Origin of the sequence: Dokdonia sp. PRO95 (genome assembly GCF_000355805.1) — a bacterium.
Lineage (GTDB): Bacteria > Bacteroidota > Bacteroidia > Flavobacteriales > Flavobacteriaceae > Dokdonia.
In genome coordinates this window covers 2,781,531-2,807,885 of the sequence record NZ_CM001837.1, presented here as the reverse complement: position 1 = coordinate 2,807,885, position 26,355 = coordinate 2,781,531, and the positions used below count along the sequence as shown (strand labels likewise).

Below are 26,355 nucleotides of genomic sequence, written 5' to 3'. Positions count from 1 at the left end.
AATCAAAATCGTGAGAGGGGCTCACGATTTTTGAGCTTATAGAGGTCTGGCAGGGGTGTCAGACCTTTATTTTTGATGTAATACTTGGTGTTTTAAATCATCATATGATTACATATCGCAGTGGAAGTTTTTGATCTGCCTAGATTCATTGATAGAATCTTTCGTAAGCCTATTTACTTCTTGTAGCTTTGCAAATTATAATTGGATTAAAAACAAGTAATTATGAGTAAAGTAAAAGGAAGTGATGTAGTAAAAGTACACTACACAGGAAAATTAGCAGATGGACAGGTGTTTGATAGCTCTTTACAAAGAGAACCTTTACAGGTAGAACTTGGCAAAGGCCAACTTATTCCAGGATTTGAGAATGCGCTTATAGATATGGTGGTTAACGAGAAGAAAACGGTTACAATAACTAAGGAAGAAGCATACGGTGATGTACAACAGGAGCTATTTCAAAAAGTACCTAAAACACAGTTACCAGAGGAAATAAAGCCAGAAGTAGGTGTTATTTTAGTAGCTTCAAGACCTGATGGTTCTGAGCAACAATTACGTGTTTCTGAAGTAAATGAAGATCACATCATTGTAGATGCAAACCACCCACTAGCAGGACAAACCTTAGAGTTCGAACTTGAGCTCCTAGAGATTGCATAAGACAAACTAATATTAAGTTTATAAAACGCCTTAGCATAGCTAAGGCGTTTTCTTTTACATAGAATTAAAATTGTTGAACAAAAAGTCTACAAAACAGTCCCCGTCAGATACAAAAGCCTGCACTCAAAGTCTTCTTTTTGCAATAATTCGATAGCTTTTTTACTACGTACACCAGCTTTACAATACACCACAAGGTCTTTAGTTTGTAATACTTCGTGTGCTCTATTCTGCAGTTCGCCTAAAGGAATATGTTGTCCTCCTATGTGATGTAATGCTCGCTCATGATATTCTCTAACGTCTAGCAAATTGTATTTTTCTGGATGTTTATTAAGCTCCTCTATTGTGATACCCACATTATCAATAGGAAGCTCACATTGTAAGTCATACTTATCTTCTAGACAACTAACATCAGTATAAGCATCCTTATCAAATCTTAAGACCATTTGACTCATGCTTAATATATTATAGGTGAGTAGTTTGCCAGAAAGAACTTCACCTATATCACAGATTATTTTTAATACTTCATTGGCTTGTAATGCACCTATAATTCCTGCTAGTGCGCCTAGAACGCCTGCTTCAGAGCAATTAGGCATTTCATTTTGCTTAGGAGGTGTTGGGTATAAACATCGGTAGGTAGGACCACTTTTATAATTATATACAGCCAGCTGACCTTCAAATTTATAAATAGAGCCTAGCACAACAGGTTTATCTTTTAATACAGCAGCATCATTTACTAAATATCGCGTAGCAAAATTATCAGAGCCATCCACAATAATATCATAGCTTCCAAAGAGCTCTAGTGCATTATCTTTAGTAAGACGCACTGGGTACGTATCCAATGTAATATAAGGATTGAGCTTTTCTAAGCGGCTTGCAGCTGTTATCGCTTTGTTACTTCCAATATCATCATGAGTATATAAAATTTGACGTTGTAAATTAGATTGCTCAACAACATCATTATCTATAACTCCTATTCTGCCTACACCTGCTGCTGTGAGATATTGCAACACGGGACATCCCAAACCACCAGCACCTATCACTAAAACGCTTGCATTTTTTATTTTTAATTGGCCCTCTAGTCCTATTTCGTCTAGAATAAGGTGTCTGCTATATTGTTGTTTTTCTGAAGTGGTTAGATCCATTTTACACAGTTTTAAAATAACTTTTATCCCAATCTTTCCAAACCGCTTGGTATCCTTTAGATTCAATCATTTGTTTGATTTCATCAGTATCTCTTTCGTCTGAAATTTCAAATTGTTCTAATGATTGTGGATCCACGACGTAGCCTCCAGGGTTTGTCTTAGATTGTGCACTTATTGACGTTATCCCTAGACTTATTATGTTATTTCTGAAGCATTCACTTTCTCTTGTAGACATAGATAACTCTACATCTTCATCTAGTAAACGATAAGCACAAATAAGCTGCACCAGATCTGAGTCTGTCATTTCAACCTTAGGTTGTACTTCTCCTTGATGCGGTCTTAATCTGGGGAAGGAGATAGAGTACTTTGTTTGCCAATAGGTTTTTTGTAAATATTTTAGATGTAATGCTGTATAAAAACTATCTACGCGCCAATCTTCTAGACCAAATAAAGCACCAATACCTATCTTGTGAATGCCAGCTTTACCCAGTCTATCAGGAGTATCTAAGCGATAGTCAAAGTTTGATTTTCTTCCTTTAGGGTGATGGTTTTTGTACGTTGCCCTATGATAGGTCTCTTGGTATACCAATACAGCATACAAACCAGCACTAACGAGTTGTTCATATTCCTCTTGATCCAGTGGCTGTACTTCGATACTTATATTTGAAAAATGATCTCTGATGATTTCAATTGCGTGCTTTAGATAAGAAACACCAACAGTTTTGTTTGCTTCTCCGGTAACCAGTAAAATGTGATCATATCCTTTAGATTTTAGAAATGCAACCTCTTTTAGGATCTCTTCATCATTGAGTGTTCTACGAGGAATTTTGTTAGTCATACTAAAACCGCAGTACGTACATATGTTTTGACATTCATTAGACAGATACATCGGAATATACATCTGAATGGTATTACCAAATCGCTTTTTAGTAAGCGCATGGCTACGCTGTGCCATTTCCTCAAGAAAGTCTTTGGCAGCAGGAGAAATGAGTGCTTTAAAATCTTCCAAATCTATTTTTTCCTTATCAAGAGCATGCCGCACATCTTGTGCTGTGTAGCTATAGATTTCATTCTCTACGGTACCCCAGTCATAGGTGTCAAAGGTGTTTTTAAAAGACATAGGCAGTTGTTTTAATTAAGAAATGAAGTGAGCGGGCTGCTAGCTTCTGCATATGTTTTTACGGGAGCTAATTTTGCATTGTAAGCCGTGCGACCTGCATGTACTGCCATTTTAAATGCTTTTGCCATAGCTACAGGATTTTTAGAAACTGCGATGGCTGTGTTCACTAAAACAGCATCAGCTCCTAACTCCATGGCGTAAGCCGCATGCGACGGACTACCAATTCCAGCATCTACAATTACTGGCACGTTACTTTGCTCAATAATAATTTCTAGAAAGTCTACCGTTTTTATTCCTTTATTAGTGCCTATTGGAGCTCCTAGGGGCATTACACATTGTACACCCACATCTTCCAGCCTTTTACATAACACGGGATCTGCGTGTATGTATGGCATCACTACAAAACCTAATTTTACTAGTTCTTCGGCGGCATTGAGGGTTTCTATAGGGTCTGGTAAAAGGTATTTGGGATCGGGGTGAATTTCTAGTTTAATCCAATTAGTCTCTAGTGCTTCACGTGCTAGCTGCGCTGCAAAAACGGCTTCTGTTGCAGTTCTTACTCCAGAGGTGTTAGGTAGTATATGCACATGAGGACGCATAATACTTTGCAGCATAGTATCCTCTTCATTTGCAACATCTACACGCTTTAGAGCAACGGTTATTAGTTCGCTTTCAGAGGCTATCAAAGCCTCTGTCATCAATTGATTTGAGCTAAATTTTCCCGTTCCAGTAAATAATCGTGAGCTGAATTCCTTATCAGCTATTCTTAAAATATCGTTCATATATTATTTAAATGTATGGCGTTGTTCTTCTATTAATGATGCTCCTAGGGATTGCTGGAAGGCTTCTATTTTTGTAAAGTCATTGGTAATTTCTCCAGATATAGCGATTCCATAAATACCTGTTTCTAGTAGATCTGTTACGTCGTCTGTGGTGATTCCTCCAATTGCGATAATGGGAGTTTTAGTTTTTAATTCATCTGTAATGAGACGATAACCGTTAAAACCTAAAATTGGGCTTAAATTCTTCTTGGTAGATGTAAAACGTAACGGCCCAAGACCTATGTAATCTACTCCTTTGTTTATCAATGATACACAGTCTTCTAGCGTATTTGCAGTACCTCCTATAATTTGCCAAGAGTATAAATGCGTTCTAGCGATAGTAGGGCAGGAGTCGGTTTTTCCTAAGTGCACACCATCTGCTTTTGCTTCTTTTGCTATCTCATAGTGATCATTGATGATGAGTTTTGTACGGTATTGTGCGGTTATTGCTCGCGCTTCTTTTGCTGTAATTAGTACCTGGTCTAAAGAGACATTTTTTAAGCGAAGTTGCACCAGTGTTGCTCCATGCGTACAAGCATTCTCTATGTTATCAAGATGCACTTCTGGCGTTTTACCCTGAGAGATATAATGTAGTTTTGGTATCATTACGATTTAATTTTTATTGTTGGATAACTGTGTTGTCCCAGTAAGCTATCGGTTGAGTTTAAAAAGGCTTCGGTATAGTATTTTGCGTTTATCGCGGCTTCTTCTATACCTTGCTGCAACAAAATATTACTCGCCAGCGCGGCCGAAAGCACACAACCGCTTCCATGTTTTTGTAACACCTTTTCTGCCTTAGGAGTAATATTTTTTACAACGGTTTTACTGTGGTAAAGCAGGTCCCAGCCCGTTTTATCCTTTCTATGTCCGCCTTTTAAGTGAATATTTGTCAAGTTGCTTATGTGTTCTATCGTTTCTTCAATACTGAGGTCTGGATACAGTAGTTGGATCTCATCATAATTAGGAGTAATCACATAACATTGTGACCATATTTTATCCAAAATATCTTGATGCTCGAGGCTATGAAAATCAAAGCCAGCGCTCGCCTTTATGATGGGATCTACAATGATTTTTATCTCAGGATTAAGCATATGTAAGCTATCCAAAACAAGCGACAGCACTTCCCATGATTGAATAATACCAATCTTCACTACGGAGATTTCAAACCGTTCAAAAAGCGTTTCTATTTGCGAAATAATCACAGCTTTGTCTATCCACACACATTCTTTAAAATCGACATCATTTTGAACCGTGACTGCGGTACACACTGATAAACCGTATAGCCGGTGCGCTTCAAATGTTTTAATATCTGAAGTGATTCCTGCGCCACTTGATGGGTCTAAGCCTGCAATGGTTAATATGTAATTGTTTGTTTTCAATACTATATTCTACTTTCTATTAGGGCGTTCCCTTGCAGGTCAGGCTTTCGCTACTCGCTTTTTATGAATGAAAAATTCATAAAAGAGCTCAGACATGCCACTCAATCCTTAACGCGAACTGTTTATTGTTTTGAGATAGACTATCCAAATGCTGATTTTATTTTTTTAAAACTCTGCAACGGATTCACTGCTTTCCATATACTTCCTAAAACTGCAATTCCGTTATAGCCTAGTTGTTTGACTTGTGCTACATTTTCTGGGCAGATCCCGCCCAAGGCAATGATTGTTTTATTGCTATCAGTTACATCAAAGCCACGGCCACTATAGCCTTCTTTTGAAATGGAATTAAACACAGGACTCAAAAAGTGATAGTCAAATTCAAAATAGCAGTCTTCTAGAGCTTGCAAATCATGAAAAGAGGAGCTTATCGTTTTTCCGAACATATTTAAACCTTTAAAATACTTACCAGGATTATCTATGTGATCTATGCGATGTTGTTCCTTAAAATGGATTCCTTTTAAATTAAATTCGTTGATGACTTTATGGTAATCGTGCACTACAATCTTGTCATGAAATGCAGTATCTATCTGCTGTATGTAGGCGCAATATTCCTCATAACTTTTATGTGGTTTTCTTACATGATAGCATGCTAATCCTTGTTTAAATAACTGGTTGAGTGTTTCTACTTCATTAGGGATATCATATTCTGGTGATAGTACGATGATCATCTTTTTGAGTTAAGGATTGTAATGAAAATCCTTTTGCCTTTTTCTGGCAAAAGATTGTAGTGGAAAGCCTGCCCACGCTTTTGCAGCGTGGGAACTCCCACATCTTTTTACAGATATACTTCGGAACCTTTGGCTTTAAATTCTTTTGACTTTTCTTCCATTCCTTTTTGGATGACTTCGTTGTCGACTATGTCATTTACAGCAGCAAAATCTCTTACTTCCTGAGAAATTTTCATGGAGCAAAATTTTGGTCCGCACATGGAGCAGAAGTGCGCCACTTTTGCACCTGCTGCTGGTAGCGTTTCATCGTGATACTCGCGAGCTCGTTCTGGATCGAGACCAAGATTGAACTGGTCTTCCCAGCGAAATTCAAAACGCGCCATACTCAGCGCATTATCTCGATGTTGCGAACCTGGGTGACCTTTGGCCAGATCTGCAGCGTGAGCCGCTAGTTTGTAAGTAACCACACCAACGCGCACGTCTTCTTTATTGGGTAATCCAAGGTGTTCTTTTGGAGTAACGTAGCACAACATCGCACACCCGTACCAGCCTATCATGGCAGCACCAATTCCAGAGGTAATATGGTCATAACCAGGCGCAATATCTGTAGTAAGAGGACCTAGAGTGTAAAATGGAGCCTCATCGCATACTTCAATCTGCTTCTCCATATTTTCCTTTATCATGTGCATCGGGACGTGACCAGGACCTTCTATAAAGCACTGCACATCATGCTTACGAGCGATTTTTGTGAGTTCGCCCAGCGTTTCTAACTCAGCAAATTGTGCCTCATCATTTGCATCTGCTACAGAGCCAGGGCGTAAACCGTCACCCAAAGAAAAGGCAACGTCATATTGCTTTAAAATCTCACAGATATCTTCAAAATGTGTGTACAAAAAGCTCTCTTTATGATGTGCAAGACACCACTTTGCCATGATAGATCCGCCACGAGAGACGATACCCGTCACACGGTTTGCGGTCATAGGCACATAACGTAATAACACACCAGCGTGTATGGTAAAATAGTCTACACCTTGCTCTGCTTGCTCAATCAACGTGTCTTTAAAAATCTCCCACGTTAGATCTTCGGCAACGCCATTTACTTTTTCTAACGCTTGGTAAATAGGAACCGTTCCCACGGGAACAGGGGAGTTGCGTATGATCCACTCGCGGGTCTCATGTATGTTTTCACCCGTAGATAAATCCATGATATTATCTGCACCCCAGCGGCATGCCCAAACGGCTTTTTCTACTTCTTCCTCGATGGACGAGGTAACTGCCGAGTTTCCAATATTTGCATTAATCTTCACCAAGAAATTACGTCCTAAAATCATAGGCTCTGCTTCTGGGTGGTTGATGTTTGAAGGGATTACGGCACGACCTCTTGCAACTTCTGAGCGTACAAATTCTGGCGTGATTTTATCAGGAATAGACGCACCAAAATGTTCTCCTTTATGTTGCTTTCTAATCTCCGTCATCTCATCGATACGCTGATTTTCGCGAATAGCGATATACTCCATTTCTGGAGTGATAATCCCTTGTTTTGCATAGTGCAGCTGCGTGACATTTTCACCTTTTTTTGCACGCATAGGTTTCTTTAAAAGCTTGAAACGCATGTGGTCTAGACTCTTATCATTGAGACGCTCGTTGCAATAGGTAGAGGAGTAGCTATCTAATAGTTCTACATTATTGCGCTCCAGAATCCACGACTCACGGATGCGCTCTAAACCACTGTGTATGTCGATTTCTTTGTTTGGATCTGTGTATGGACCAGAGGTGTCATACACCGTTACTGGCTCGTTTGGCGTTTTCCTTTTGGTCATTGAGTCCACAGTATCACTAAGCGCAATCTCACGCATAGCCACTTTAATCTGTGGGTGAATCTTACCGTTTACGTAGATTTTTTTTGAATTAGGAAATGGATTTCTGGTAATGCCGCCTTGCTTAGGCGCAGTGTCTCTATTTTTCATCTTTTTGGATTAATTAATGATGTTTTTCTACTCTTGAAGTACCTAGAAGTCGCTATTATCCACCTTGTGTGGCTTTAATAATAAGCACAGCATCGCCATCATCAGGAATGGTGGAAACCCATTGTGATCTAGTAATAATGCGCTCATTAATAGCCACAGCAATCCCACTGACCGAAATGTCGAGTTGCGAGAGAATCTGGTCTAGTGTGACCTGTGCTGGAAATTGATACGAGGTTTGATTGACCTTTATGTTTATCATGTTTAATACAATTATGAAGCATAATGCCTCGGTTATATAAACGATAAAGGAATGAGAAGGATAGAATTAAAAATAGAGGAAATATGCAGGAATGCACTACCTCTAACTTTTCCCTACGTTGGTATTAACCAAATCAGGTTCTAAGGATTTTTCTCAAACTAATTTAATAGCTACTCCTAAAGTTTAGACTTTAAAAGTAATAATTATTCTCAACTAGATGAGAGAAAATGTAAAAAATTTAAAATGTTATGTTTTGGTTGGTAGGTTTTTATGGGGATTTAGAGTAGCTTGCGGTTTACCGTAAGTTGCGTTGGAATAGGTTTGGCAATTTTCTTTTTTTTTAATTTAATGAAATAGCGCAAATAGAAAATTAAAAAAGTACCATCTGACTGTGCGAATACCTAAAAATTAAAGAAGTATATATTATTAGATTAATAACAGCAAACTCTAGAATTTATAATAATGTTGAGCAGAAATTTTCTTATTAAATTATATAATGATTTAGAAAAAAGTGAGGTAAATGATAAATTTCAAATTTTATATTTAATTATTCAAATTAAGAAAGAAAGTACTCACAATCAGAATTTCACAAGACCTCTTTACACAGATGTCAAAAAATTCATAGCACTATATGGCAAAAGTATAGAAGAGAAAGATTATGGTTATGATTATTTAAATACTAATAAACTAATTTATGCCATTAACTCGGTTCAGAGCTTTAAAGAGAAATTTTCCTTGGCTGATTATTGCTGTAGAAAACTGGCTAATCATGGATTTGATGATGAATTAGTAATAATAAAAAAATGTCGAAACACTCTCAAAACATCAATGCTTATTGAAAATATTACTTTCAGAAAATTTATCGCTTTGGTATCCCATATGACATCCTATAATATAAAAGCTATAATATCAATATTGTTAATAGTCTTTTTGGGAATGTTTTTCGTTTTATTACCAACCTCAATTGAAAAAAATCAAATATTTGAAATTCAATTTAAGGAATTACATGATAATTATATCTTAAATCATTTTTTTAATATAATAAGTCTAATTTTCGAAACTAGTGAAAATATACAGGTAGAACCCAAAACAAATACTGGAATAATAGTCCTTGCTTTATTTAAGTTGTGCTACATAACTTTTGTAGTGAATTTTTTATATCAGAAAATATTAAAAATAATCTATGGATTTTAAAGTTTTTAAAGACGCGGAATATGCAAAAGATAGTATAGTTTCTATTGTATATAGACTTATTATATTGATTTTTAGTGTTTTTATTGTTATCAAGTTTAATGATAAATTTATTATGTGGCAGTTACTTATTGCATTTCTGTCGTATACAGTATTTCATTTATTATTTCATTCAAAAAACGATGGTTTTCAGCATATTAAATTATTGGTTGATTATGCCTTCATTGGATTTATACTTGTCAATTTCAAAGAATTAAATATCTCTCTATTTACATTACTAATTCTACCTATAATCAACTCTAAAAATTATATAGATAAGAGTATGGCACTCATTCTTTATTTTGCGCCATTAGCCCTTATATTGTTTATTGATAAAAAAATCATTTTAGAATTTTTAATAATTTTAGTTGTTTTATTTGGAATTAATTCATTGAGCAAGTTTAGAAAATCCTTTAAAGGATTTTATGATGAACTAAATAATTCATTAGATACTTTTTTACTGCAAGAAAATGCCTTAGATAATATGCACGAGGTATACGATGAAATATTACCCGTTTTGAACAAGCATAACATATTTTTAAAACCTATAAATCAAATAATTTGCTTTGAAATTGTTGACTCAAGACTTAATATTATTAACGGTTCTCTTTTTACTTATGAGCTAGAATTTGAATCTTTAAAAATTTTCACTGAATTAGAAAAAACTATTTTGTATGATTTGAATATAACCGTAAATGATAAAATAAGTCATAATAACCTATTGTTTAAAACGAAAAGTAATACAATAGAAATGTATTACTTACTAACTTTATCAGAGGAAGATGGAAGTAATATATTTAAAAGCAAAGATTTATTTTATAAACTCATATCTCCATTTTTCGTGAGATTATCGCATATTTTTAATTTCAAGAGAAGACAAGATTTAGAGAGTAGGAAGAATTTTGACAATATTGCTAAAAAAGTAACTTACGTTAATAACGCAATTAATTCAATGCATTTTACAAGAAATAAAATTGGCCCTTTAAAAACATATTTAGATATTTCAAATGATTATGATATGGAACAATCTAACGATCGAAGATTGAAAATTGAGCCGTACTTGAGGCACGAAAGAAACAAGTTGCGAACTTCCTTAAAATTGATACTCGATAGAGCAGATACGATATTAGAAAAGTCTAATAATCCATTTAACGTTCTTGAAAGTAATTATTATCCATTTATTAATATCTTAGTAAGATTAAGAGAATCTGTATCATTTCATTTAAATAGCATTCATTTCGAGTATGAATTTATTGGAAAAGATAAAGAATTGAATAATAAAGTAAAGATGAATGAAACTGGTATCGATTTGGTTTTTTCAAATTGGCTTAGTAACATTAGTAAATATAAGTTGGATAATAATTATGGTGTGCAAATAGAACAGCTTGATTCCAAATATATTATGACTTTTCATAATAATTTTATTCACAGTTCTCAAGAAACTGAACCAAGTTTTGTGAGGGATTTTAATTCTGATGATAGAATGGCAATATTAAAAAGAAATACACACGGTTTAATAGAAATTAAGGATTTCCTTGATCAAATGGGATTAAATGGTAGGTTATGGTCAAAAAATCATATATTATTTTTTAGTATAGAATTTAAAAAGTTTTAAGTTATGGAAGTTCTAATTTTTGAGAATGAGTTTGTCTTTTTAGAAACAGCTTTTAATTATGTAAACGATTTATTCTTCAATAAGGCAATAAATTTTTCTGTTTATACAAAATCACAAGATTTCAAATCATTCGAAAAAGTTAATAAATACGATGCTGTTATAGTAGATATATCTTTATCAGTAAAAAGTGATTTAGATGGTTTTGGAATACTTAAAAAACTTCAGTCTATAAATTATTCATCAGAGAAAATAATTGTTATGACGGGAAATCATAAAATTGAAGAAAGTTTAAATGAAAAAGGATTAAGTAATGGATACGACATTCTTACTAAACCTATTGAAATAATTGCTTTAAAAGAATTTCTTTTAAAAAGAAAAAAAATAAATTGAGGATATCATAAAGTGTCTAGGATGTACTTGAATTTATTCTAAATATTAAGCGGGAACTATGTTTATTTATGTTTAAACAAAATGGATAGCTCATACTGTTCTGATACTCGAATCAAAATTAATAGAATAGTACTTCTTTAATGAAAGTATTAAAATTAAAAAACAACATTATTTATTGAAAAGTGATTGATTCGAGCTGATACACTTTAGATAAAGCCTCACCTCAAAACCGCATTACAAAATGGGTGCCTTCATTTGGTGTACTTGTACAGAAGAGTTCGCCTCCATTCATTTCTACGAAGTCTTTTGTAATGAGTAGCCCAAAGCCAGTCCCTTGTTCTCCCTTAGTGCCTAATGTTGTTTTTGGTATGCAATCTTTAACTAGATTTTTATGCCAGCTAGTTGTCATTCCCACACCAAAATCCTGTACGCCTATTTCAATGCCATCTGGCCCTTTCTTGCTGGATAATATGACATTTTGATTCTTTGTACTAAATTTTATGGCGTTTGAAATCAAATTACGTAAGACTACTTTAAACATATTTTCATCAATAAATAGGGTAGGGGTTTCAATTTCGAATAATAGCTTTACGTCCTTTTCTTTTGCTGGGCGTTGAAATTGCTTAGCCATAGTATTAAATATTTCTTCAATATCGCAGTGCTTTTTATTGAGTTTAATTCCTTCTAGCTGATTATATGACCAGTCTAGTAAGGCGCTTACCATGGCAATTCTCTCATCCAACTCATTTTTGAGACTTTGTGAGATTTCTTTTAGTTCATTGTCCTCTATTTGGTTTTCAAGTAGATTGACCAGTAAAGAAATATTATGCAGAGGTCCTCTAACGTCATGTGTAAGCAAAGAAAACAGCTTGTTTTTAAGAGAATTGACAGACTCAAGTTCGCGATTTTTACTCTCTACATCTTGTTTTGCAATTTGTAGATCTTTCGTCTGCTTGTCTACTTCTAAAGCAAGCATTTTATTAGTTTCTACCTGCGTCCTCATGTTAGACTTTTCTATAAACTTAAACTTATAACTAACGAGAATAGAAAATAAAATAAGTTGGAGTGTAATAAGTAATGACGTAATGAATACGATAAACTCCCTATCAACATTATAGTTTTCCTTTAAAAACCATGCACTTATATAGATAACTGAGGAGAGGAGCATTGGGGAATACGCATACAAATAGTATTTATTAAAACGCTCTTCATTAAATAAGCGAATCCCAGAGAAAATATTCAAAAGTACAGATAGCAAAGCAGTAATGGCTGCAGACATTACGAGCGAACTATGTAACCAAGGAATATGGATAGTTAGAATATTGAGAACAAAAAGAATTGGGATTAAAACTGTGCTATATTTTAAAAAAGTATAACTACGTGATATTTTAGGATGATTGCCGCGATGAATATTTAAATAATTGGTTGTAAACAATAAAAATCCAAAGGTGGTAGTCATTGCAGAGATAAGCGATCCATTTTTTTGAATTACCTCAGGAAGAAATCCGTCTGGAAAAAGTGACCAACTCCAATGTAGTGTAAGTCCAAAAAGTATGATACAATAGTGACACAGAATTTTGTGCCTTAAAATTAAATAAGAAACAAAGTGATAAACTCCGAAAACACCAAAGATGGCGGTAAATGAGGAAACTATTAAAAAATTAATATCAAAACTATTCATATGGGGCGGTGGTTAGTTAAGAATACTTCAGCAGTAAAACAAAGCTTATTCATAAATCTTAAGATTAATGCTACTGAAGAAGCATTAGGCTGTTTTCAGAAATATGATAACATTTACCAAAACCGTTAGATTACAAACTAACGACTATTTTAAATGTAGCGCATAATTATTTAGATACTAGGGATTTATATCTATGCGTATCTAAGATAGGAAAAATAAAATAAAACAAAATTTGTTACTGAGATTTAAACAAATACTAGAGTTATTGTGATAGGAAATTTTATTGTTGATAGCATAATTATTAGGAATTTAGAGCTTATCAATGAATCAAACTATGTAATGAGAATAACATCTTCTAAGATTCAAATAATTATTTGGAATTCTAGTATATGAAATTTAGACTTATTAAATACAAAATGTGATGCTTGTAATGTTGAGAAGGTTGAAAATTTACTGAATGTAACCAACGCTATTCTTAAAGTGCTATCATAGTAATTTATTTTATAGATTTATCACTATGTTGATAGTCGTTTATAAATTAAGTATAGGGGAGTGGAAATTACATTAACCCTTTGTGTACCGAAGTACATTAACAATCCATCTCCCCATTACTTAAATTTTCCTAAAATTATATATGCTAATCGTGCTTATAATAAAGCTTATTAATACTGTTGGAAATATTAAATAAAGCCAATTAAAAGTGTGACTTTGTTTATAGAACTTTGCTTGGTGATTATCCCACTGTACGGCATCTACAGACTCTTTATCAAAAATCTTCGTATAAAATCCCAAACGCAAATTTTCGTGAAAACGTGTTAGTTCTTTTAGAAAGTCTAAATGACTATTCATATCAGTTCCAGCCAATTTATTGAAGCTAAGCTGTGCGTGCATTGTAGGAACAAAATTTGCTATTTTCCTACTTACATTATTTCGCATCGTTAATTTTTCTGTCATTTCCTCACTTGTTTCTTGTGCTGTGAGGTCACCCATGTGCTGCATTCCGTAATACCAAATCCAGCTAAAGACATCTTCAGGAACATCATAACCCACATATTGAGGGTAAGCTTCCAAGAAACCATCCATGGTAATATCCTTCTTTAAATCCCATTTTTCATGATATCCATCACGTTGTTCTACCATTGCATTGAGAGCTTCTGGAACGGGATATTTATTAGTCACATAATTATTAACTATGGCAGGAATTAGAATGGTTAGAATCACCCATACTGAAGTTAATATAAGTGCATTAAAACTTGAACTTTTTAAGAATGAAATGGCGCATAAACAAAGAGAGAGCCAAAAAATGAGATATAACAAACCTTGAACAAATACACCTGCAAAATTAACATCTAAGGGTATATTGAGTATTATGCTTGCCACTATCATAAGAATACTAAATAGTGTAATTACAAAAAGCCCACGTACCATTAATTTTTTAAGTAAGTATACCGTCTTACTAGAAGTTTGAGCAGAAAGAATACGCCAAGTACCTAATTCTTTTTCTTCAGAATATAAATTAAAGGTCATCGCAATTAGAACCAAAGGAAATAAATATATAATTACAAATCCCAAATCTAAATTTCCAGACATTAAGAGTGATGGATTTTCAAAATCTGTATCATATTTTTGTCCTTCAAGACCACGTATGGTGACTGCTTGAAGTAAAGGATTTACATCGCTTTGACCAATAGAAATAGCACTTATAGCAGCTGGTTCCTTTATAAAGGCAAACCGTTGATAATATAATAATAGCCCCAGATCATCACTATGGTATTGTATATTTTGGTTAATACTTTCTGTTTGATATTGTTTGGCAGCATTAATTACTTTTTGCTGCTTTATCAAGTATTGTTTTCCTATTAAAATACTTATAATACCAACTCCCAATAGTAAAACTAGGCTAATCAGGAAGATTCTTGTCCTGAAAAATGATTTTAATAAAAGTGAATACATTTATAGTGCTTTTAAGTTTTTAGATAATTTAAAAAGCCCAAACAGGGATACGATTATCCACATCAATACTGCTAGGATAGAAATAAGTTCGTTTTGAAAAAGTCTAGATATACTTAAAAAATGATATTCAAAAGGTGGAAAATTTTTCCAAAACTCATTAGATATGACAGAAGGCCCTTCTTTACCTTTGTTTGGAATATAATCCATTTGTAATTGGTTCATTTCTTGTGCAAGGTGATAGCGATATGCTTCTGCTTCATCTTTAAAATGTAAAAAAGATTGAAAATCAGTACCAGAAAACGCCATCGAAATATTATTTACTGCAGTATATGGATTAATAAAAGCTGAGTAACGCTCTACATTATTTTGTTTCGTGTAAACGTTATATAAATCATTCTGATGTTTTAAATACACCGAGGTACTCAGTTTTTCACCCTCAGACATCACAAAACCACTATAATTAAAAGGAAGATCTTCTACATTTTTTACAGCATGCACGAGAAGTACAGAATCACGTAAAGCATTAAAATGAACGTCATCTGGATTATGACTATCTCCTAGTTTCTTTAAATCATGTTCTACTAGCATCTCCATCTCAATCTTTGATGGAGTGGGATAGAGATAATAGCCAGCGGCTTGTAAAGATTTTGGAAGTACAATTACAAATAGCAGCCATATCCCTAAAAGTTTTACTAGAGCTCCTTTAGCTGTTGCACTATACCCAGTAACTAAAATTGTTATCGCACTGAGAATAGCAAAAAACAATGAATACGATATAAACAATATGAGATAACGTATTAGGCTCCTAGAATGCATTGTGTCATGTGACTCAAGTAAAATCATCACCAGTACGATTGTAAATACAGGAATCAAAAAAATAAGTGATAAATAATATATACCTAACCATTTACCAAAAACAATTTCCTTTCTAGTTATTCCCTGACCTATAAGTAATTTTAATGTTCCATGCTCACGCTCCCTAGCAATGGTAGCATAACCTAGATAAAAAAGCAGCAAGGGTACAATGATTTTCAGGAGCATTGCAAGACTTACTTCTCCAAAACGCAATAGCCCTGTAGACATACTTGCTTCAGAAAAGTTTACAGTATTTTGTTTATGCGCCTCTAGAAATACAGCATTACCTACAAAATTTTCCATACCTAGGTCAAAAACACTGAGGATGTGCTTCATCCTCAGTGCAAAAGAGCCATAATGTGACATGCGATGTGGATGTTTATCTGGATTATTCTCCCAGCTCGCTTGTACTTCATCTTGTACTAAACCTCTTGTATAATTCTGATCGTGGTAGCTAGACCAGCCAGTTTGCACAGAAAAAAACATTAAAAATACCATAAGGCCCAAAGCGATAATCATTACTTTGGATCTAAAAGCATCTTTCCATAACTGGCGTGCTAGTAGGTAAATTACTTCTCTACGCATCCTTAAAATTTATATGTAGCATTGAACAATACATTTCTAGGTGCTCCAGGTCCTAATCTCGAAGGATTGAGTCCACCAAGCCAGTAGGTCTCATCAAATAAATTGTTTAATTTGAGCGTTAACTGGATACCTGCAATGTTTGGTTTATAATAAACTGCCGCATCAAAAACGGTATACGATGGCAGTAATACTCTATTTGTATCATATGTAGGATTATACCACGTAAAACGCTCATCAACATATTGTGCTCCTAATCCAAAACCTATTCCTTTTAAAGCGGAAGTAGACCTTAAATCATATCGTGCCCAAAAATTTGCATTGTGTTTTGGTGCACCGCCTATTCGTTCTCCTATAAATTCTTCAATTGCATCCTCTTCTATGGTAGCATCTGTAAATGCATAAGAAGCCGTAAGTTGAAAATTAGGTAATATATAACCGGAAATATCCGTTTCAAATCCTCTGCTTCGTTGCTCTCCTCTAGCAGTTAGACTATCTAAATCATAGGTGTCTCCTAATAAGATATTTTTTTGAGTAATATCAAAAATAGAAAGGTTTGCAAATATTCTTCCTTTAAGAAATTCACCTTTTGCACCTACTTCAAATAAGGTACTCTCTAGAGGATCAAATCTACTAGGTGAAGCGGCCCAAAAAAAACCTTCAGAGGTGGGGGACAAGGAAACCGTATTTGTATGTGGTTGAAAACCTTCTAGATAAGTACCATATGCACTAATTGCATCTGTAACTTCATAAGTTAGACCTAGTCTAGGTACAAAAGCATTTGTTTTAAATTCCTCTTCATCGCCTTTGTAATTAAAAATATCTGTAAACCACTCATATCTCAAATTAACTAAAGCAGATAATTTCCCAACTTTAAATTGATTCTGAATATAAATCCCATCAGAGGTATTCAAATTTGCAGGAATAGATAATTCTGCAAGGTTATAGTTATCTGTATTCCGTGCTCCATTAAATGGGCTATCTAGGTTAAAATGAGGAACTGCAGGCACTGGTATTGTTACTCCATCTACTACAGTTTGCTGGAAATTATCAGGATTTTCTGGATCAAAATTTGCCTGTCCACCACTTACAGTTAAGTATCTTCTTGCACGGAGAAATCCTGCACCTATCTGGCGCTCCCATCGTGTAGCATCATAACCTACAAGAAACTTGTTTGTAATGTTCCCTTTTTTAATATCATAATTAAAATAAGCACTAAAGTTATCTGTCTCCCAGAATTGCTGTCTTCTGTCATAGCGCATTCTTGCAAGTGTAGGGATTACATTACCATCAATATCAACAGCTGTTCCATCTACTCTGTGCTCAGCTAGATCTTCATCCCAGGTTTGTTTCATATATTGTGCATTAAATCCTAGATTTTCTGTGAGTTGCTGTCTAAAGCTAGCCATTAGGATAACTTCCTTATTTTTATAATGATCGTTTGAAGCACCCACATTTCTAGAAATAGGCGTGCTATTCAAGTCAAACTCTCCATTAATAGCACCAAAAATTGGTTGACCTCTATCTAAGTTTCCTTGTGCATCATTGTATATCATTTCGACATTAAGTGATGTATTTTCATTAGGTATAAAACTTAGAGACGGTGCAATTAAAATAGCATTGTTATTAACTACATCTCTAAAAGAGTCGGCTTCTTGAAAAGCTGCATTAAAACGATATAGCAGTGTCTTAGAATTATTTAATGGACCTGTAAAATCAGCAGTAGCTCTCAATGTTCCAAAACTTCCTGTTGTAAAACTTACAGAATTCCTTTGTTCCGTAAGTGGTTTTTTTGTCACCATATTTACCGTTCCCCCAGGATCTGCACTAGAAAATGTAACTGATGATGGTCCTTTAATTACCTCTACTCGTTCTAGATGAGAAGTAATAGGTTGTAAAAAATAATATTGACGAGTACGCATTCCATTGAGTACTTGTCCATCATCTGCTTGTGTGATACCTCTTATGTTGTAGTGATTATATAATCCAGTAGCAGATACTCCACTTACAGTTTTTACGGCGTCTGGTAATTGAAACGCTAGTCTATCATCTATAAGTTCTTTTGTAACCGTTGCTACTGCCTGCGGTAGTTCCTTATTTTTAATAGCAATTTTAGTTGCAGAAAAAGAGTAGTCACTATTATAATCCTTTCTTACACGTCCTAATATCTCTACCGTTTGCAACTCATCTACATTATCTAGTAGCTTGATATTACCTAGGTCATACGCCTTATTTTCTGTGAACTCTTTTTTAAATTCTTGAGGATACATTCCTACGTAGCTTATTGATATTAAATAGCTTCCTATTTCTTTTAGCTTAAAGCGAAAAGTTCCCTCGCTATCAGAGATAGTGCCATCACGTAGCCCTGTATCAATATTTGTATATATAATTGTAGCGCCTAATATGGGCTCATTTTCTGAATCTGTAACAAGTCCTTCTACCGAAACTTGGCTCGTGGCCAAAGCATATGAAGCAATAGTGAGTATGATTGATAATAAATATTTCATGAATTTGATTAAATAGTTTGTAAATAAAGTTGGTTAAGTTGTTCGGCATTAATGCTATTAGCATTAAGCTTTTGGGCAAGTACACCTTTTTTCATAATGCCTATAGTAGTGCCGAGTTCTACAGCATTAAAAATATCGTGTGTAGCCATAAAAATAATTTTACCCATCGCTGCAAGTTCCTTGCAGATTGTTGTAAACTCTGATGTAGCTTTTGGATCTAGACCAGAAGTAGGTTCATCCATAAAAATGACTTCAGCATTTTTAGCAAGGGCGATAGCAATACCTACCTTTTGACGCATTCCCTTAGAATAGGAGGAGAGTCTATTTGATTGAGCTTCTTGTTGCAGCCCAGTTTTATCTAGAAATTCACTAAGCTCTAAATTCGAATATTTAAAACCTGCTAGCCTACTAAAAAAGTCTAAATTTTCTAACCCAGTAAGATTCCCATATAGCTGTACCGTTTCAGGAATATAAGCCGTGAGGTGATTTACGTCATCTACACCTACTTCCTTATCGGCTATAAATGCTTGGCCTCCATCTTTATTTATAAAACCTAAAAATATATTGATTGTTGTTGTTTTACCAGCTCCGTTTTGGCCAAGTAAACAAAAGATTTCGCCTTTTGACACCTCAAATGTCACGTCCTTAAGTGCTACATTTCCATTGTAGGACTTAGTAATATTTAATGCTCGTAGCATAAAATCAAAAAATTATATAATATAAAATAATTGTATGAACGCTTTTAATATAGCCTGTGGCGGCCCATAAAAGCGAAATGTAATAGAGGGAGTATCCCGTAAGAAGTAATTATATGGCCTAGCGCATTACAACATTATAAAGCTGATTATCAATACATTATAAATATGTATAAAACGTATTGCGTTAAATTGATCAAGTGTCAACCTTGCCTCATTCCTTCAAGGAGATAAGGGCTACTATGCAATATAATTTAAGATAAAACTGGCGGTGGCCGAGTGTGAGAAGTATCTAAGAAATACCTATTCTCAAAATCGATAAAGCCTGTTGCGCTTGTTAGGGTAGTAGCTACATAGACAGGTTCTGGCACTAGAACCGGTGTAAATACTGTCTCAACTATAGGAGTAAAGTTCGTTATTGTTGTAATCTCACAGACTTCACAATGCTCAATACCGCCTTCATCAACATCATGTGAAAACGCATGCAAACCAGCCACCTTGAAAACCATAATCAAGGTAATATAGAAAAGTGCTATATAAGTTTTAAACTGCTGCATTTATCGATTGTTAAAAGTATATATAGAATATCATAGCAAACAAGAAAATTCGCTGTATTTTAAAAAAATACATACAAAAACCTGTAAATCAAGTATTTATATGTATAATTATATTTTTATTTTACGATAATACTTTAATTAAGATGAATCTAATCAATAAATATACTAAGCTAAAAGAAGAGATCATAGTACTGTTATTGATAGTAACTTAGTTTTTATTGTACACACAGAATCCATTAATCACATTTATAATCCTTAAAACTTATGATTATTTGAATTGTACTTCTACAATCTTTGAACATCAAATAAGTGGCATTTTATCGTAATAATTTCTTTTCCAGTGACTTTTAAATTATTCTTTGCTATCTTACTACTGCCCCAAAAGTTATTTAAGTTGAAAAACAAGCTACTTTTAGTCCTATTTGTATACTGCTATTGCGTGCCTATTTTATCTCAAAATAGCGCAAGTGGCGATATAGATAGCGTGGGTATTTTAATTTCCTCTTCTAAGGAGGAAAACATAAACGGGAATTATAAGGATGGATTAAAATTTGCAACATCAGCCGTGCAATATGCAAATAAAGGTAAGGATAAAACCTTACAGGCAAAGGCTTATGTGAGTCTGGCAAATACCTATCAAGCCATAAAAGATTTCTCTTCCGCGAAAAAGTACTACAACCTCGCACTCAGCAAAAAGACAGATGATTACTTTGTAAACGTAGCTTCACTCAACGGTCTCGGTAATATATACTCAATGGATATAACCACGGCAGACGAGGCTGCTGCTTACTTTGAAAAGTCTATCGTATACACACTAGAGGCAGGCAAAAATGAGCATTCCTTTTATACCTATTACAATATATCGGGTATGTACCTAAATTTTAAAGATCCAGATAAAGCATATCCTTACATTCTAGAAGCCGATACGTTGTTGCCTCTCATTGACAAAGAAGACCCCATCTACGGGCTTTTACAGCAGTTGAACTTTGCTATTTATCACAACCAAAAAGAAGATCATAGACTTGCGCTCAGCTTTATCAATAACGCACTAGAGATAGGAGAGGAGCATAGCCTCACCAGAGAACTCATAGATATTTATGATTTTAAAAGTGAGATACATCAAGAGCTAGGAGAATATGATGCGGCTCTGGAAAGCCTTAGAAAACATTTCTATTATAAGGACTTAGATTTTAATGAGGTAAAAAATCTCCAAATAGAACAAGTTGAAGCAGATTTTAAAGTAAAAGAGTTCCAACAAAAAGCCGAATCGTCTCAATTAAAATCTAACGCTATCTTTATAGGAGGTATTAGTGCGCTGCTATTTTTAAGTACCGCCTTTTTAATCTTTTATAATCACAAAAGGCGGTTGTCATTCTTAGCACTTGAAAAAAATAATAAAGCACTATTACAAGCAAAAAATGAAGCAGAACACGCCCACAAATTAAAATCTGAGCTATTAGTTAACATTAGTCACGACTTGAGAACACCCTTGTACGGAGTGGTAGGAATCACAGAGATGCTTATAGAAAACCCTTCCATTATTAAGACAAATAAAGGTCTTTTGAATGCTTTAAAATTCTCTGGAGATCATTTAAAATCGGTGGTAAATAACATATTGAAGATTAATGAGGTAGAGTCTAACAACCTTACGATTAAGTGTACAAAGGTTCATTTACGTAACCTCTTAGAGAATATTACCACCTCCTTACATTATCTAGCAAACGAGCAAAAAACGGAACTAAAACTAGCTATTGCAGATGAGATTTCCAGCTACTACATCTTAGATGAAACTAATCTTACAGAGGTTCTTTTAAAACTCATTGATAATGCGCTTAAAAACACAAAAAATGGTACTGTAACGCTCAGTGTAAGTTTAGCTGAAAAAGAAAAAGGCATGGATCACATCACTTTTAAAGTCTCAGACACAGGAACAGGTATCTCTAAAGAAAATCTAGCAGTCATTTTTGATAGTTTTAAACAAGCTAATACAGAAGAAAACACCTCATACGGCATTGGTCTTGGACTGCCTATCGTCAAGTCCTTAATGAAGATTATGGGGAGTAAATTATTTGTAAAAAGTGATGTAGGTGTGGGGTCAGAATTCTCGTTTATATTGGCATGCGAGGTTGCAAAAAATCATGATGAGCAACCGATGGTTTCTGCATCTAAGAGTCTAGAAATACTAGTCGTTGAGGACAATAAAATCAACCAACTAGTAACTCAAAAACTAATAAGCACCCTAGGTCACAAGTGTACCATTGCTGTAAATGGAGAAGAAGCTATAAAAGAATATCGCAACACCCATTTTGATCTCATCTTAATGGATCTCAATATGCCCGTGATGAACGGATTTGAAGCCTCAGAAGTGATTTCAGCAGAAAACAAACATATACCTATAATAGCATTAACAGCACTAGAAATAAGCGAGGTAAAAGAGCGATGCCGCAATGTGGGCATACGTGATATAATCAATAAGCCTATAAACAAAGAAGCGCTTGAGGATATCATACAGGAGAATGTACACCCTATAACTATTACCTAGATTTTTAAAGTGTACAATTCCTCTTATAACATATTTTATACTTTACCTTAGCTAAAACCCACACCTTGAGCTGCTTTTATCTTTTTAATGACTAAAATGAGTATCAAGCAACTCAAAACAGCTATTTATAACAATTCTTGCATATACTTTTTAATAGCAACGTCATTGTAAAAACGATTAACCATCTCCGTGTATAGATCTGTAAATCTCTTGTTATCAATAAGGTTTCCAAAAATAGATTCCAGCTTTATAAAGCTTAAAGCATCTTCTGTAGTCTTCTTTGCTGCTTGATGCAACTCCTCTTTCATTTCGTCTTGAATGACTAGTTTTTGCCCGTTTTGGTTTTCTTGTTTGTCACTATAATAACACCAAGCTACTAAAACAAGTGTCGCATATTTGATACTTCCACCAGTAGCTAAATTCTCTTGAATAGTTGCTATTAAAAACTTTGGAAGCTTTGCCGAGCTCTCTGAACAGATACGATCTACACTATCCTTAATATTTGGATTCCCAAATCGCTCCAGCAAGCTCTCTTTATAATCTGCTAGATTAATGCCTTTAATCTCACCTAAAACTGGTGTTGCTTCTTCGTCAAAAAAGGCTCTTAAATACTGTGCAAATAGCTCATCTTGTACACATACATCTATAGTAGAGTGGCCGTGTAGCACTCCTAAAAGTCCTAACACAGAATGTCCAGCGTTAAGCAGGCGTAATTTCATTTTCTCATAAGGAACTACATCGGGTACAAACTGGACGCCAACTTTTTCAAAAGCGGGTCTTCCATTAGAAAAATTATCTTCTACCACCCATTGTATAAAAGGTTCGCAGGTAACAGGCCATTCATCTTCCACGCCATAAGTTTCTGCTAGTAATTTGATGTCTTCTTGCGTGGTTATTGGCGTGATACGATCTACCATACTGTTAGGAAAACTCACCTCTTTTTCTATCCACTGTGCTAGTGTAGGGTCTTGCGCTTTCGCGAAAGCGAGCAACATTTTCTGTATCATATTGCCATTATGCTCAATATTGTCACAAGACAGTACCGTAAAAGCAGGTAAGCCTTCGTCACGACGTCTTTTTAAGGATGCTGTAAGAAAACCATATACCGTTTTTGGATCGTCAGGATGTGCGAGCTCATGCTGAATCTGCGGATTTTCAAAATTGAATTCACCTGTATTAGGATTAAAATTGTATCCACCTTCAGTGATGGTCAATGATACAATCTTTGTTTCAGGCGCTGCCATACGGGTGATGACAGCTTCTGGACTGTCTGTACCCATTTTAAAATCGACAATAGCGCCAATGACTTCTGCCTCCTTTTTTCCGTCTGGATGCTGTACCATCAAGGTGTATAGATGGTCTTGTTTCTTGAAAATATCGTGAAGTTTTTTATCATTTTGGCGCAAGCCTATCCCGCAAATTTCCCATTCTGATGCTTCACCCAGTTGTCTTAGTTGATGCACGTAGTATGCAAGGTGAGCGCGATGAAAACCACCTACGCCTATGTGTACAATGCTCGCCTTATGTGGTGAACGGTCATAGGTAGGTACTGATATTTTATTGCCTATTTCGGCTAGATTTTCTTGATTAAGTGGTGTCAATTCTCCCATTAGATAGTTGCGTTATTTAATTTTCCTCTGCGTAATGCCCAATATGCTAATACAAAATAAAGGATAGTACAGATAAAAGTGTACGTGTAAAATAGTTGTCTGTTATCAATATATTCTGCCTCTGAAGTACTGCCAAACATCACATTGCAAGCCAGTGCTAGACTAGCTATAAGTGCTGAAATTGCTAGGAATTTCAATGCCTTTGAAAACATAGAAGTATCCTTAACCTGCACATCTTCTTGAGCGGCTTGTTGCTCTTGAAAACGTTTTATAGTTTCCTCTCTAAGGGCTTCTTCTTTTACCTCTTCTGTATAGCTATCTTTTGCCCCATATCTAGATGCAAGGAAGGTGTACATAGCGATGGTAAAAAACCAAGTAGGGATAAAGAGGTAGTAAAAGGATATCACATCTAGCGCTTGCAGTCCGAAGCCAAAAACCAAGCCTAATCCCCAAGAGGCAACAGCCGGCATACTAAATTTAAGCTTGCGGTATGATGACCAGTATCTTGTAAAACCTATTCTAGGGAAGATTTGATGCTCTGTAAATACAATCGCACCTACTGGTACTACGAGCAATCCTGCATAGGTGAGGAGTGGTAAAATCTGTGAGAATACAAAAGGAAAACAAGCGATGGTCACGGTGACTAAACCTACGACGATGGTTGTTTTCTTTCTAGAATGGTTTGAAAAAATGGCCTGAGCAGCGAGACCTGCTCTATATAAATTTGTTATTGCTGTAGTCCATCCTGCAACAATCACAATGACAAAACCAGACCAACCTAAAGCGTAATAAGCAACATCACCTGGATCAAGTTCTACAATAGACTTCCCTAAAATAACGGCAGCACCAGCTCCCATAATTCCTGCAGCAATCCACGCTACGTAGTGACCAAACATCATACCCGTACTAGAAGCGTAGGCATAGTTTTTCTTTTTGGCAAAACGTAATAATGCCATATCTACCAGTCCAAAATGGGTAATTGTATTTGCCGCCCATCCAAAACCGATAACTTCTACAAGTCCAATTCCAGCTTCTCCATCGCTATTAATACCTGTCCAGATGGACTGATTACCTAGCGTCATAAAATCTGCCCAATTTGATGGTATGGTTTTATCTAACACATCTAGTGACAATGCAGGCAGCAGCACCATTGCACCTCCCGTAAACATTACAAAAAGCCAGGGCGCACAGAGCCCAGAAAACTCAGAAACGGCATTAAAACCATAGAGTGCGATGGAAACCACAACAATACCCACCGCCAAAACAATCAGTACAAACCAAGCATTTGTGGGGTACCAATTAAGTTGCGCAGGAATATCAAATGCAAAACGTACCGCCGTAGACGATACCGTAATCATCGCTGCCGAAATAACCGAAAAGATGATCACATTTGCCCAATTATATAACTTGGTCATCGAGTCACCTGCTATCTTATTGAGATAGGTATAGAGGCTTAAACGCGTTTCTACAGCGATAGGGGAGGTGATGAATCTCCAACTTAATACAGCCAGAATATTACCGATTAACAAACCTAGAATAATATCTGAAGTTTTGGCGCCCAGTGCAACAAAGGTTGCCCCAATAACAAACTCCGTTGCTGCTACATGCTCTGCAGCGTAGAGCCCAGCAAAATGCGTCCAATCTTTTAATTTGTTTTTTCCTACGGGTAGCTGTTCTTCATCTACCGATTTTAAGTGGTCGAACTCTTTGGTTTGTTTAGTCATATGTTGCGATGATTTTTCTGGAACTTCTAAGGTAAATAAAAACTGTAAGTGAGGAGTAATAAGCCTTAGACTTTTATGTGGGTAGTTAATCGCATTTGTGGTGGGTACATTACAGAAAGAGAATCGCTGGGTTATGGATGATCCTTGTTTTAAGAGATTTGCTTGGCATTAGGAGAAAATATTGGGTGTTTACGGTTTCTCGTAATTGTATTTCAAATCAATAGGTTACTTTTAGAGTGTGTCTAGAACACTTTTATGCGACGACGTAGGAGTGAAGTGTAATGTGTGTGGAATGGACTTGAACTAATTAAATTTCAAAAATTTTTATGGCTTACTTATGTAAATTC

Annotated in this window: 21 protein-coding genes and 1 riboswitch; of the genes, 5 read left to right on the top strand and 16 right to left on the bottom strand. The window is 35.1% G+C overall.

The features are described 5' to 3' along the window. The first annotated feature begins 222 nt into the window (after positions 1-222). The gene (locus D017_RS12685; RefSeq protein WP_035336918.1) at positions 223-651 is read left to right on the top strand and encodes a peptidylprolyl isomerase; all 429 of its coding nucleotides are present in this window, start codon (positions 223-225) and stop codon (positions 649-651) included. Between the two features lie 86 nt (positions 652-737). On the opposite strand, the gene D017_RS12680 is transcribed toward D017_RS12685, so the two are convergent. The 8 genes from D017_RS12680 to thiS form a co-directional block, all read right to left on the bottom strand. Then, on the bottom strand, positions 738-1,793 hold the full coding sequence (locus D017_RS12680; protein WP_035336917.1) for a HesA/MoeB/ThiF family protein: 1,056 nt from the start codon (positions 1,791-1,793) through the stop codon (positions 738-740). A 1-nt stretch (position 1,794) separates the two neighbouring features. Beyond that, complete coding sequence (gene thiH, locus D017_RS12675; RefSeq protein WP_035336915.1) at positions 1,795-2,913, bottom strand: 2-iminoacetate synthase ThiH; 1,119 nt, start codon at positions 2,911-2,913, stop codon at positions 1,795-1,797. Positions 2,914-2,924: 11 nt separating this feature from the next. Continuing rightward, the gene (locus D017_RS12670) at positions 2,925-3,695 is read right to left on the bottom strand and encodes a thiazole synthase (protein WP_035336914.1); all 771 of its coding nucleotides are present in this window, start codon (positions 3,693-3,695) and stop codon (positions 2,925-2,927) included. A 3-nt stretch (positions 3,696-3,698) separates the two neighbouring features. Then, a complete protein-coding gene (gene thiE, locus D017_RS12665; RefSeq protein ID WP_035336913.1) occupies positions 3,699-4,340 on the bottom strand; it encodes a thiamine phosphate synthase in 642 nt (213 codons plus the stop codon). Beyond that, the gene (locus D017_RS12660) at positions 4,340-5,113 is read right to left on the bottom strand and encodes a hydroxymethylpyrimidine/phosphomethylpyrimidine kinase (RefSeq protein WP_035336911.1); all 774 of its coding nucleotides are present in this window, start codon (positions 5,111-5,113) and stop codon (positions 4,340-4,342) included. The genes thiE and D017_RS12660 overlap by 1 nt, the downstream gene beginning before the upstream one ends. Positions 5,114-5,253: 140 nt before the next feature. Continuing rightward, positions 5,254-5,841, bottom strand: coding sequence for a thiamine phosphate synthase (locus tag D017_RS12655; RefSeq protein ID WP_035336910.1), 588 nt, complete (start codon positions 5,839-5,841; stop codon positions 5,254-5,256). A gap of 107 nt (positions 5,842-5,948) precedes the next feature. Further along, positions 5,949-7,808, bottom strand: coding sequence for a phosphomethylpyrimidine synthase ThiC (thiC, locus tag D017_RS12650; RefSeq protein WP_035336909.1), 1,860 nt, complete (start codon positions 7,806-7,808; stop codon positions 5,949-5,951). A gap of 55 nt (positions 7,809-7,863) precedes the next feature. After that, positions 7,864-8,067 (bottom strand): sulfur carrier protein ThiS, encoded by a 204-nt coding sequence (thiS, locus tag D017_RS12645; RefSeq protein ID WP_035336907.1) that lies wholly within the window; start codon positions 8,065-8,067, stop codon positions 7,864-7,866. A 93-nt stretch (positions 8,068-8,160) separates the two neighbouring features. Then, a riboswitch (TPP riboswitch) is annotated at positions 8,161-8,255 on the bottom strand. Between the two features lie 274 nt (positions 8,256-8,529). Here thiS and D017_RS12640 point away from each other — a divergent pair. Genes D017_RS12640 through D017_RS12630 form a run of 3 tightly spaced genes read left to right on the top strand, consistent with a single transcriptional unit; the run spans position 8,530 to position 11,302 of the window. Next, on the top strand, positions 8,530-9,261 hold the full coding sequence (locus D017_RS12640; protein WP_035336906.1) for a hypothetical protein: 732 nt from the start codon (positions 8,530-8,532) through the stop codon (positions 9,259-9,261). Continuing rightward, positions 9,251-10,912 (top strand): hypothetical protein, encoded by a 1,662-nt coding sequence (locus D017_RS12635; RefSeq protein WP_035336905.1) that lies wholly within the window; start codon positions 9,251-9,253, stop codon positions 10,910-10,912. The genes D017_RS12640 and D017_RS12635 overlap by 11 nt, the downstream gene beginning before the upstream one ends. Positions 10,913-10,915: 3 nt before the next feature. Next, on the top strand, positions 10,916-11,302 hold the full coding sequence (locus tag D017_RS12630; RefSeq protein ID WP_035336903.1) for a response regulator: 387 nt from the start codon (positions 10,916-10,918) through the stop codon (positions 11,300-11,302). Positions 11,303-11,525: 223 nt separating this feature from the next. Here D017_RS12630 and D017_RS12625 read toward each other — a convergent pair whose 3' ends face one another. The 6 genes from D017_RS12625 to D017_RS12600 form a co-directional block, all read right to left on the bottom strand. Continuing rightward, positions 11,526-12,983: a sensor histidine kinase gene (locus tag D017_RS12625; RefSeq protein ID WP_035336902.1), complete on the bottom strand. Its 1,458-nt coding sequence runs from the start codon at positions 12,981-12,983 to the stop codon at positions 11,526-11,528. Between the two features lie 612 nt (positions 12,984-13,595). Further along, positions 13,596-14,936: a DUF3526 domain-containing protein gene (locus D017_RS12620; RefSeq protein WP_035336901.1), complete on the bottom strand. Its 1,341-nt coding sequence runs from the start codon at positions 14,934-14,936 to the stop codon at positions 13,596-13,598. Further along, positions 14,937-16,376: a DUF3526 domain-containing protein gene (locus D017_RS12615; protein ID WP_035336899.1), complete on the bottom strand. Its 1,440-nt coding sequence runs from the start codon at positions 16,374-16,376 to the stop codon at positions 14,937-14,939. 2 nt (positions 16,377-16,378) lie between these two features. After that, positions 16,379-18,880, bottom strand: coding sequence for a TonB-dependent receptor (locus D017_RS12610; RefSeq protein WP_035336898.1), 2,502 nt, complete (start codon positions 18,878-18,880; stop codon positions 16,379-16,381). 8 nt (positions 18,881-18,888) lie between these two features. Beyond that, positions 18,889-19,578 (bottom strand): ABC transporter ATP-binding protein, encoded by a 690-nt coding sequence (locus D017_RS12605; protein ID WP_035336896.1) that lies wholly within the window; start codon positions 19,576-19,578, stop codon positions 18,889-18,891. Positions 19,579-19,829: 251 nt separating this feature from the next. Continuing rightward, positions 19,830-20,084 (bottom strand): hypothetical protein, encoded by a 255-nt coding sequence (locus D017_RS12600; protein ID WP_152023898.1) that lies wholly within the window; start codon positions 20,082-20,084, stop codon positions 19,830-19,832. 487 nt (positions 20,085-20,571) lie between these two features. On the opposite strand from D017_RS12600, the gene D017_RS12595 reads away from it, so the two are divergent. Further along, positions 20,572-22,674: a response regulator gene (locus D017_RS12595; protein ID WP_035336894.1), complete on the top strand. Its 2,103-nt coding sequence runs from the start codon at positions 20,572-20,574 to the stop codon at positions 22,672-22,674. Positions 22,675-22,799: 125 nt separating this feature from the next. Here D017_RS12595 and D017_RS12590 read toward each other — a convergent pair whose 3' ends face one another. Both D017_RS12590 and D017_RS12585 read right to left on the bottom strand, forming a co-directional pair. Beyond that, positions 22,800-24,284 (bottom strand): mannitol dehydrogenase family protein, encoded by a 1,485-nt coding sequence (locus D017_RS12590; RefSeq protein ID WP_035336893.1) that lies wholly within the window; start codon positions 24,282-24,284, stop codon positions 22,800-22,802. After that, on the bottom strand, positions 24,284-26,008 hold the full coding sequence (locus tag D017_RS12585; RefSeq protein WP_035336892.1) for a membrane protein: 1,725 nt from the start codon (positions 26,006-26,008) through the stop codon (positions 24,284-24,286). The genes D017_RS12590 and D017_RS12585 overlap by 1 nt, the downstream gene beginning before the upstream one ends. Positions 26,009-26,355: the final 347 nt, after the last annotated feature.

Excerpts from the sequence above, each read along its gene's own strand:
- D017_RS12680 (WP_035336917.1), bottom strand. The coding sequence starts at position 1,793 with ATGGATCTAACCACTTCAGAAAAACAACAATATAGCAGACACCTTATT.
- thiS (WP_035336907.1), bottom strand. The coding sequence starts at position 8,067 with ATGATAAACATAAAGGTCAATCAAACCTCGTATCAATTTCCAGCACAG.
- D017_RS12605 (WP_035336896.1), bottom strand. The coding sequence starts at position 19,578 with ATGCTACGAGCATTAAATATTACTAAGTCCTACAATGGAAATGTAGCA.
- D017_RS12615 (WP_035336899.1), bottom strand. The coding sequence starts at position 16,376 with ATGCGTAGAGAAGTAATTTACCTACTAGCACGCCAGTTATGGAAAGAT.
- D017_RS12590 (WP_035336893.1), bottom strand. The coding sequence starts at position 24,284 with ATGGGAGAATTGACACCACTTAATCAAGAAAATCTAGCCGAAATAGGC.
- D017_RS12640 (WP_035336906.1), top strand. The coding sequence starts at position 8,530 with ATGTTGAGCAGAAATTTTCTTATTAAATTATATAATGATTTAGAAAAA.
- D017_RS12585 (WP_035336892.1), bottom strand. The coding sequence starts at position 26,008 with ATGACTAAACAAACCAAAGAGTTCGACCACTTAAAATCGGTAGATGAA.
- D017_RS12600 (WP_152023898.1), bottom strand. The coding sequence starts at position 20,084 with ATGGTTTTCAAGGTGGCTGGTTTGCATGCGTTTTCACATGATGTTGAT.
- D017_RS12630 (WP_035336903.1), top strand. The coding sequence starts at position 10,916 with ATGGAAGTTCTAATTTTTGAGAATGAGTTTGTCTTTTTAGAAACAGCT.
- thiE (WP_035336913.1), bottom strand. The coding sequence starts at position 4,340 with ATGATACCAAAACTACATTATATCTCTCAGGGTAAAACGCCAGAAGTG.
- D017_RS12685 (WP_035336918.1), top strand. The coding sequence starts at position 223 with ATGAGTAAAGTAAAAGGAAGTGATGTAGTAAAAGTACACTACACAGGA.
- thiH (WP_035336915.1), bottom strand. The coding sequence starts at position 2,913 with ATGTCTTTTAAAAACACCTTTGACACCTATGACTGGGGTACCGTAGAG.
- D017_RS12655 (WP_035336910.1), bottom strand. The coding sequence starts at position 5,841 with ATGATCATCGTACTATCACCAGAATATGATATCCCTAATGAAGTAGAA.
- thiC (WP_035336909.1), bottom strand. The coding sequence starts at position 7,808 with ATGAAAAATAGAGACACTGCGCCTAAGCAAGGCGGCATTACCAGAAAT.
- D017_RS12610 (WP_035336898.1), bottom strand. The coding sequence starts at position 18,880 with ATGAAATATTTATTATCAATCATACTCACTATTGCTTCATATGCTTTG.
- D017_RS12620 (WP_035336901.1), bottom strand. The coding sequence starts at position 14,936 with ATGTATTCACTTTTATTAAAATCATTTTTCAGGACAAGAATCTTCCTG.
- D017_RS12625 (WP_035336902.1), bottom strand. The coding sequence starts at position 12,983 with ATGAATAGTTTTGATATTAATTTTTTAATAGTTTCCTCATTTACCGCC.
- D017_RS12635 (WP_035336905.1), top strand. The coding sequence starts at position 9,251 with ATGGATTTTAAAGTTTTTAAAGACGCGGAATATGCAAAAGATAGTATA.
- D017_RS12670 (WP_035336914.1), bottom strand. The coding sequence starts at position 3,695 with ATGAACGATATTTTAAGAATAGCTGATAAGGAATTCAGCTCACGATTA.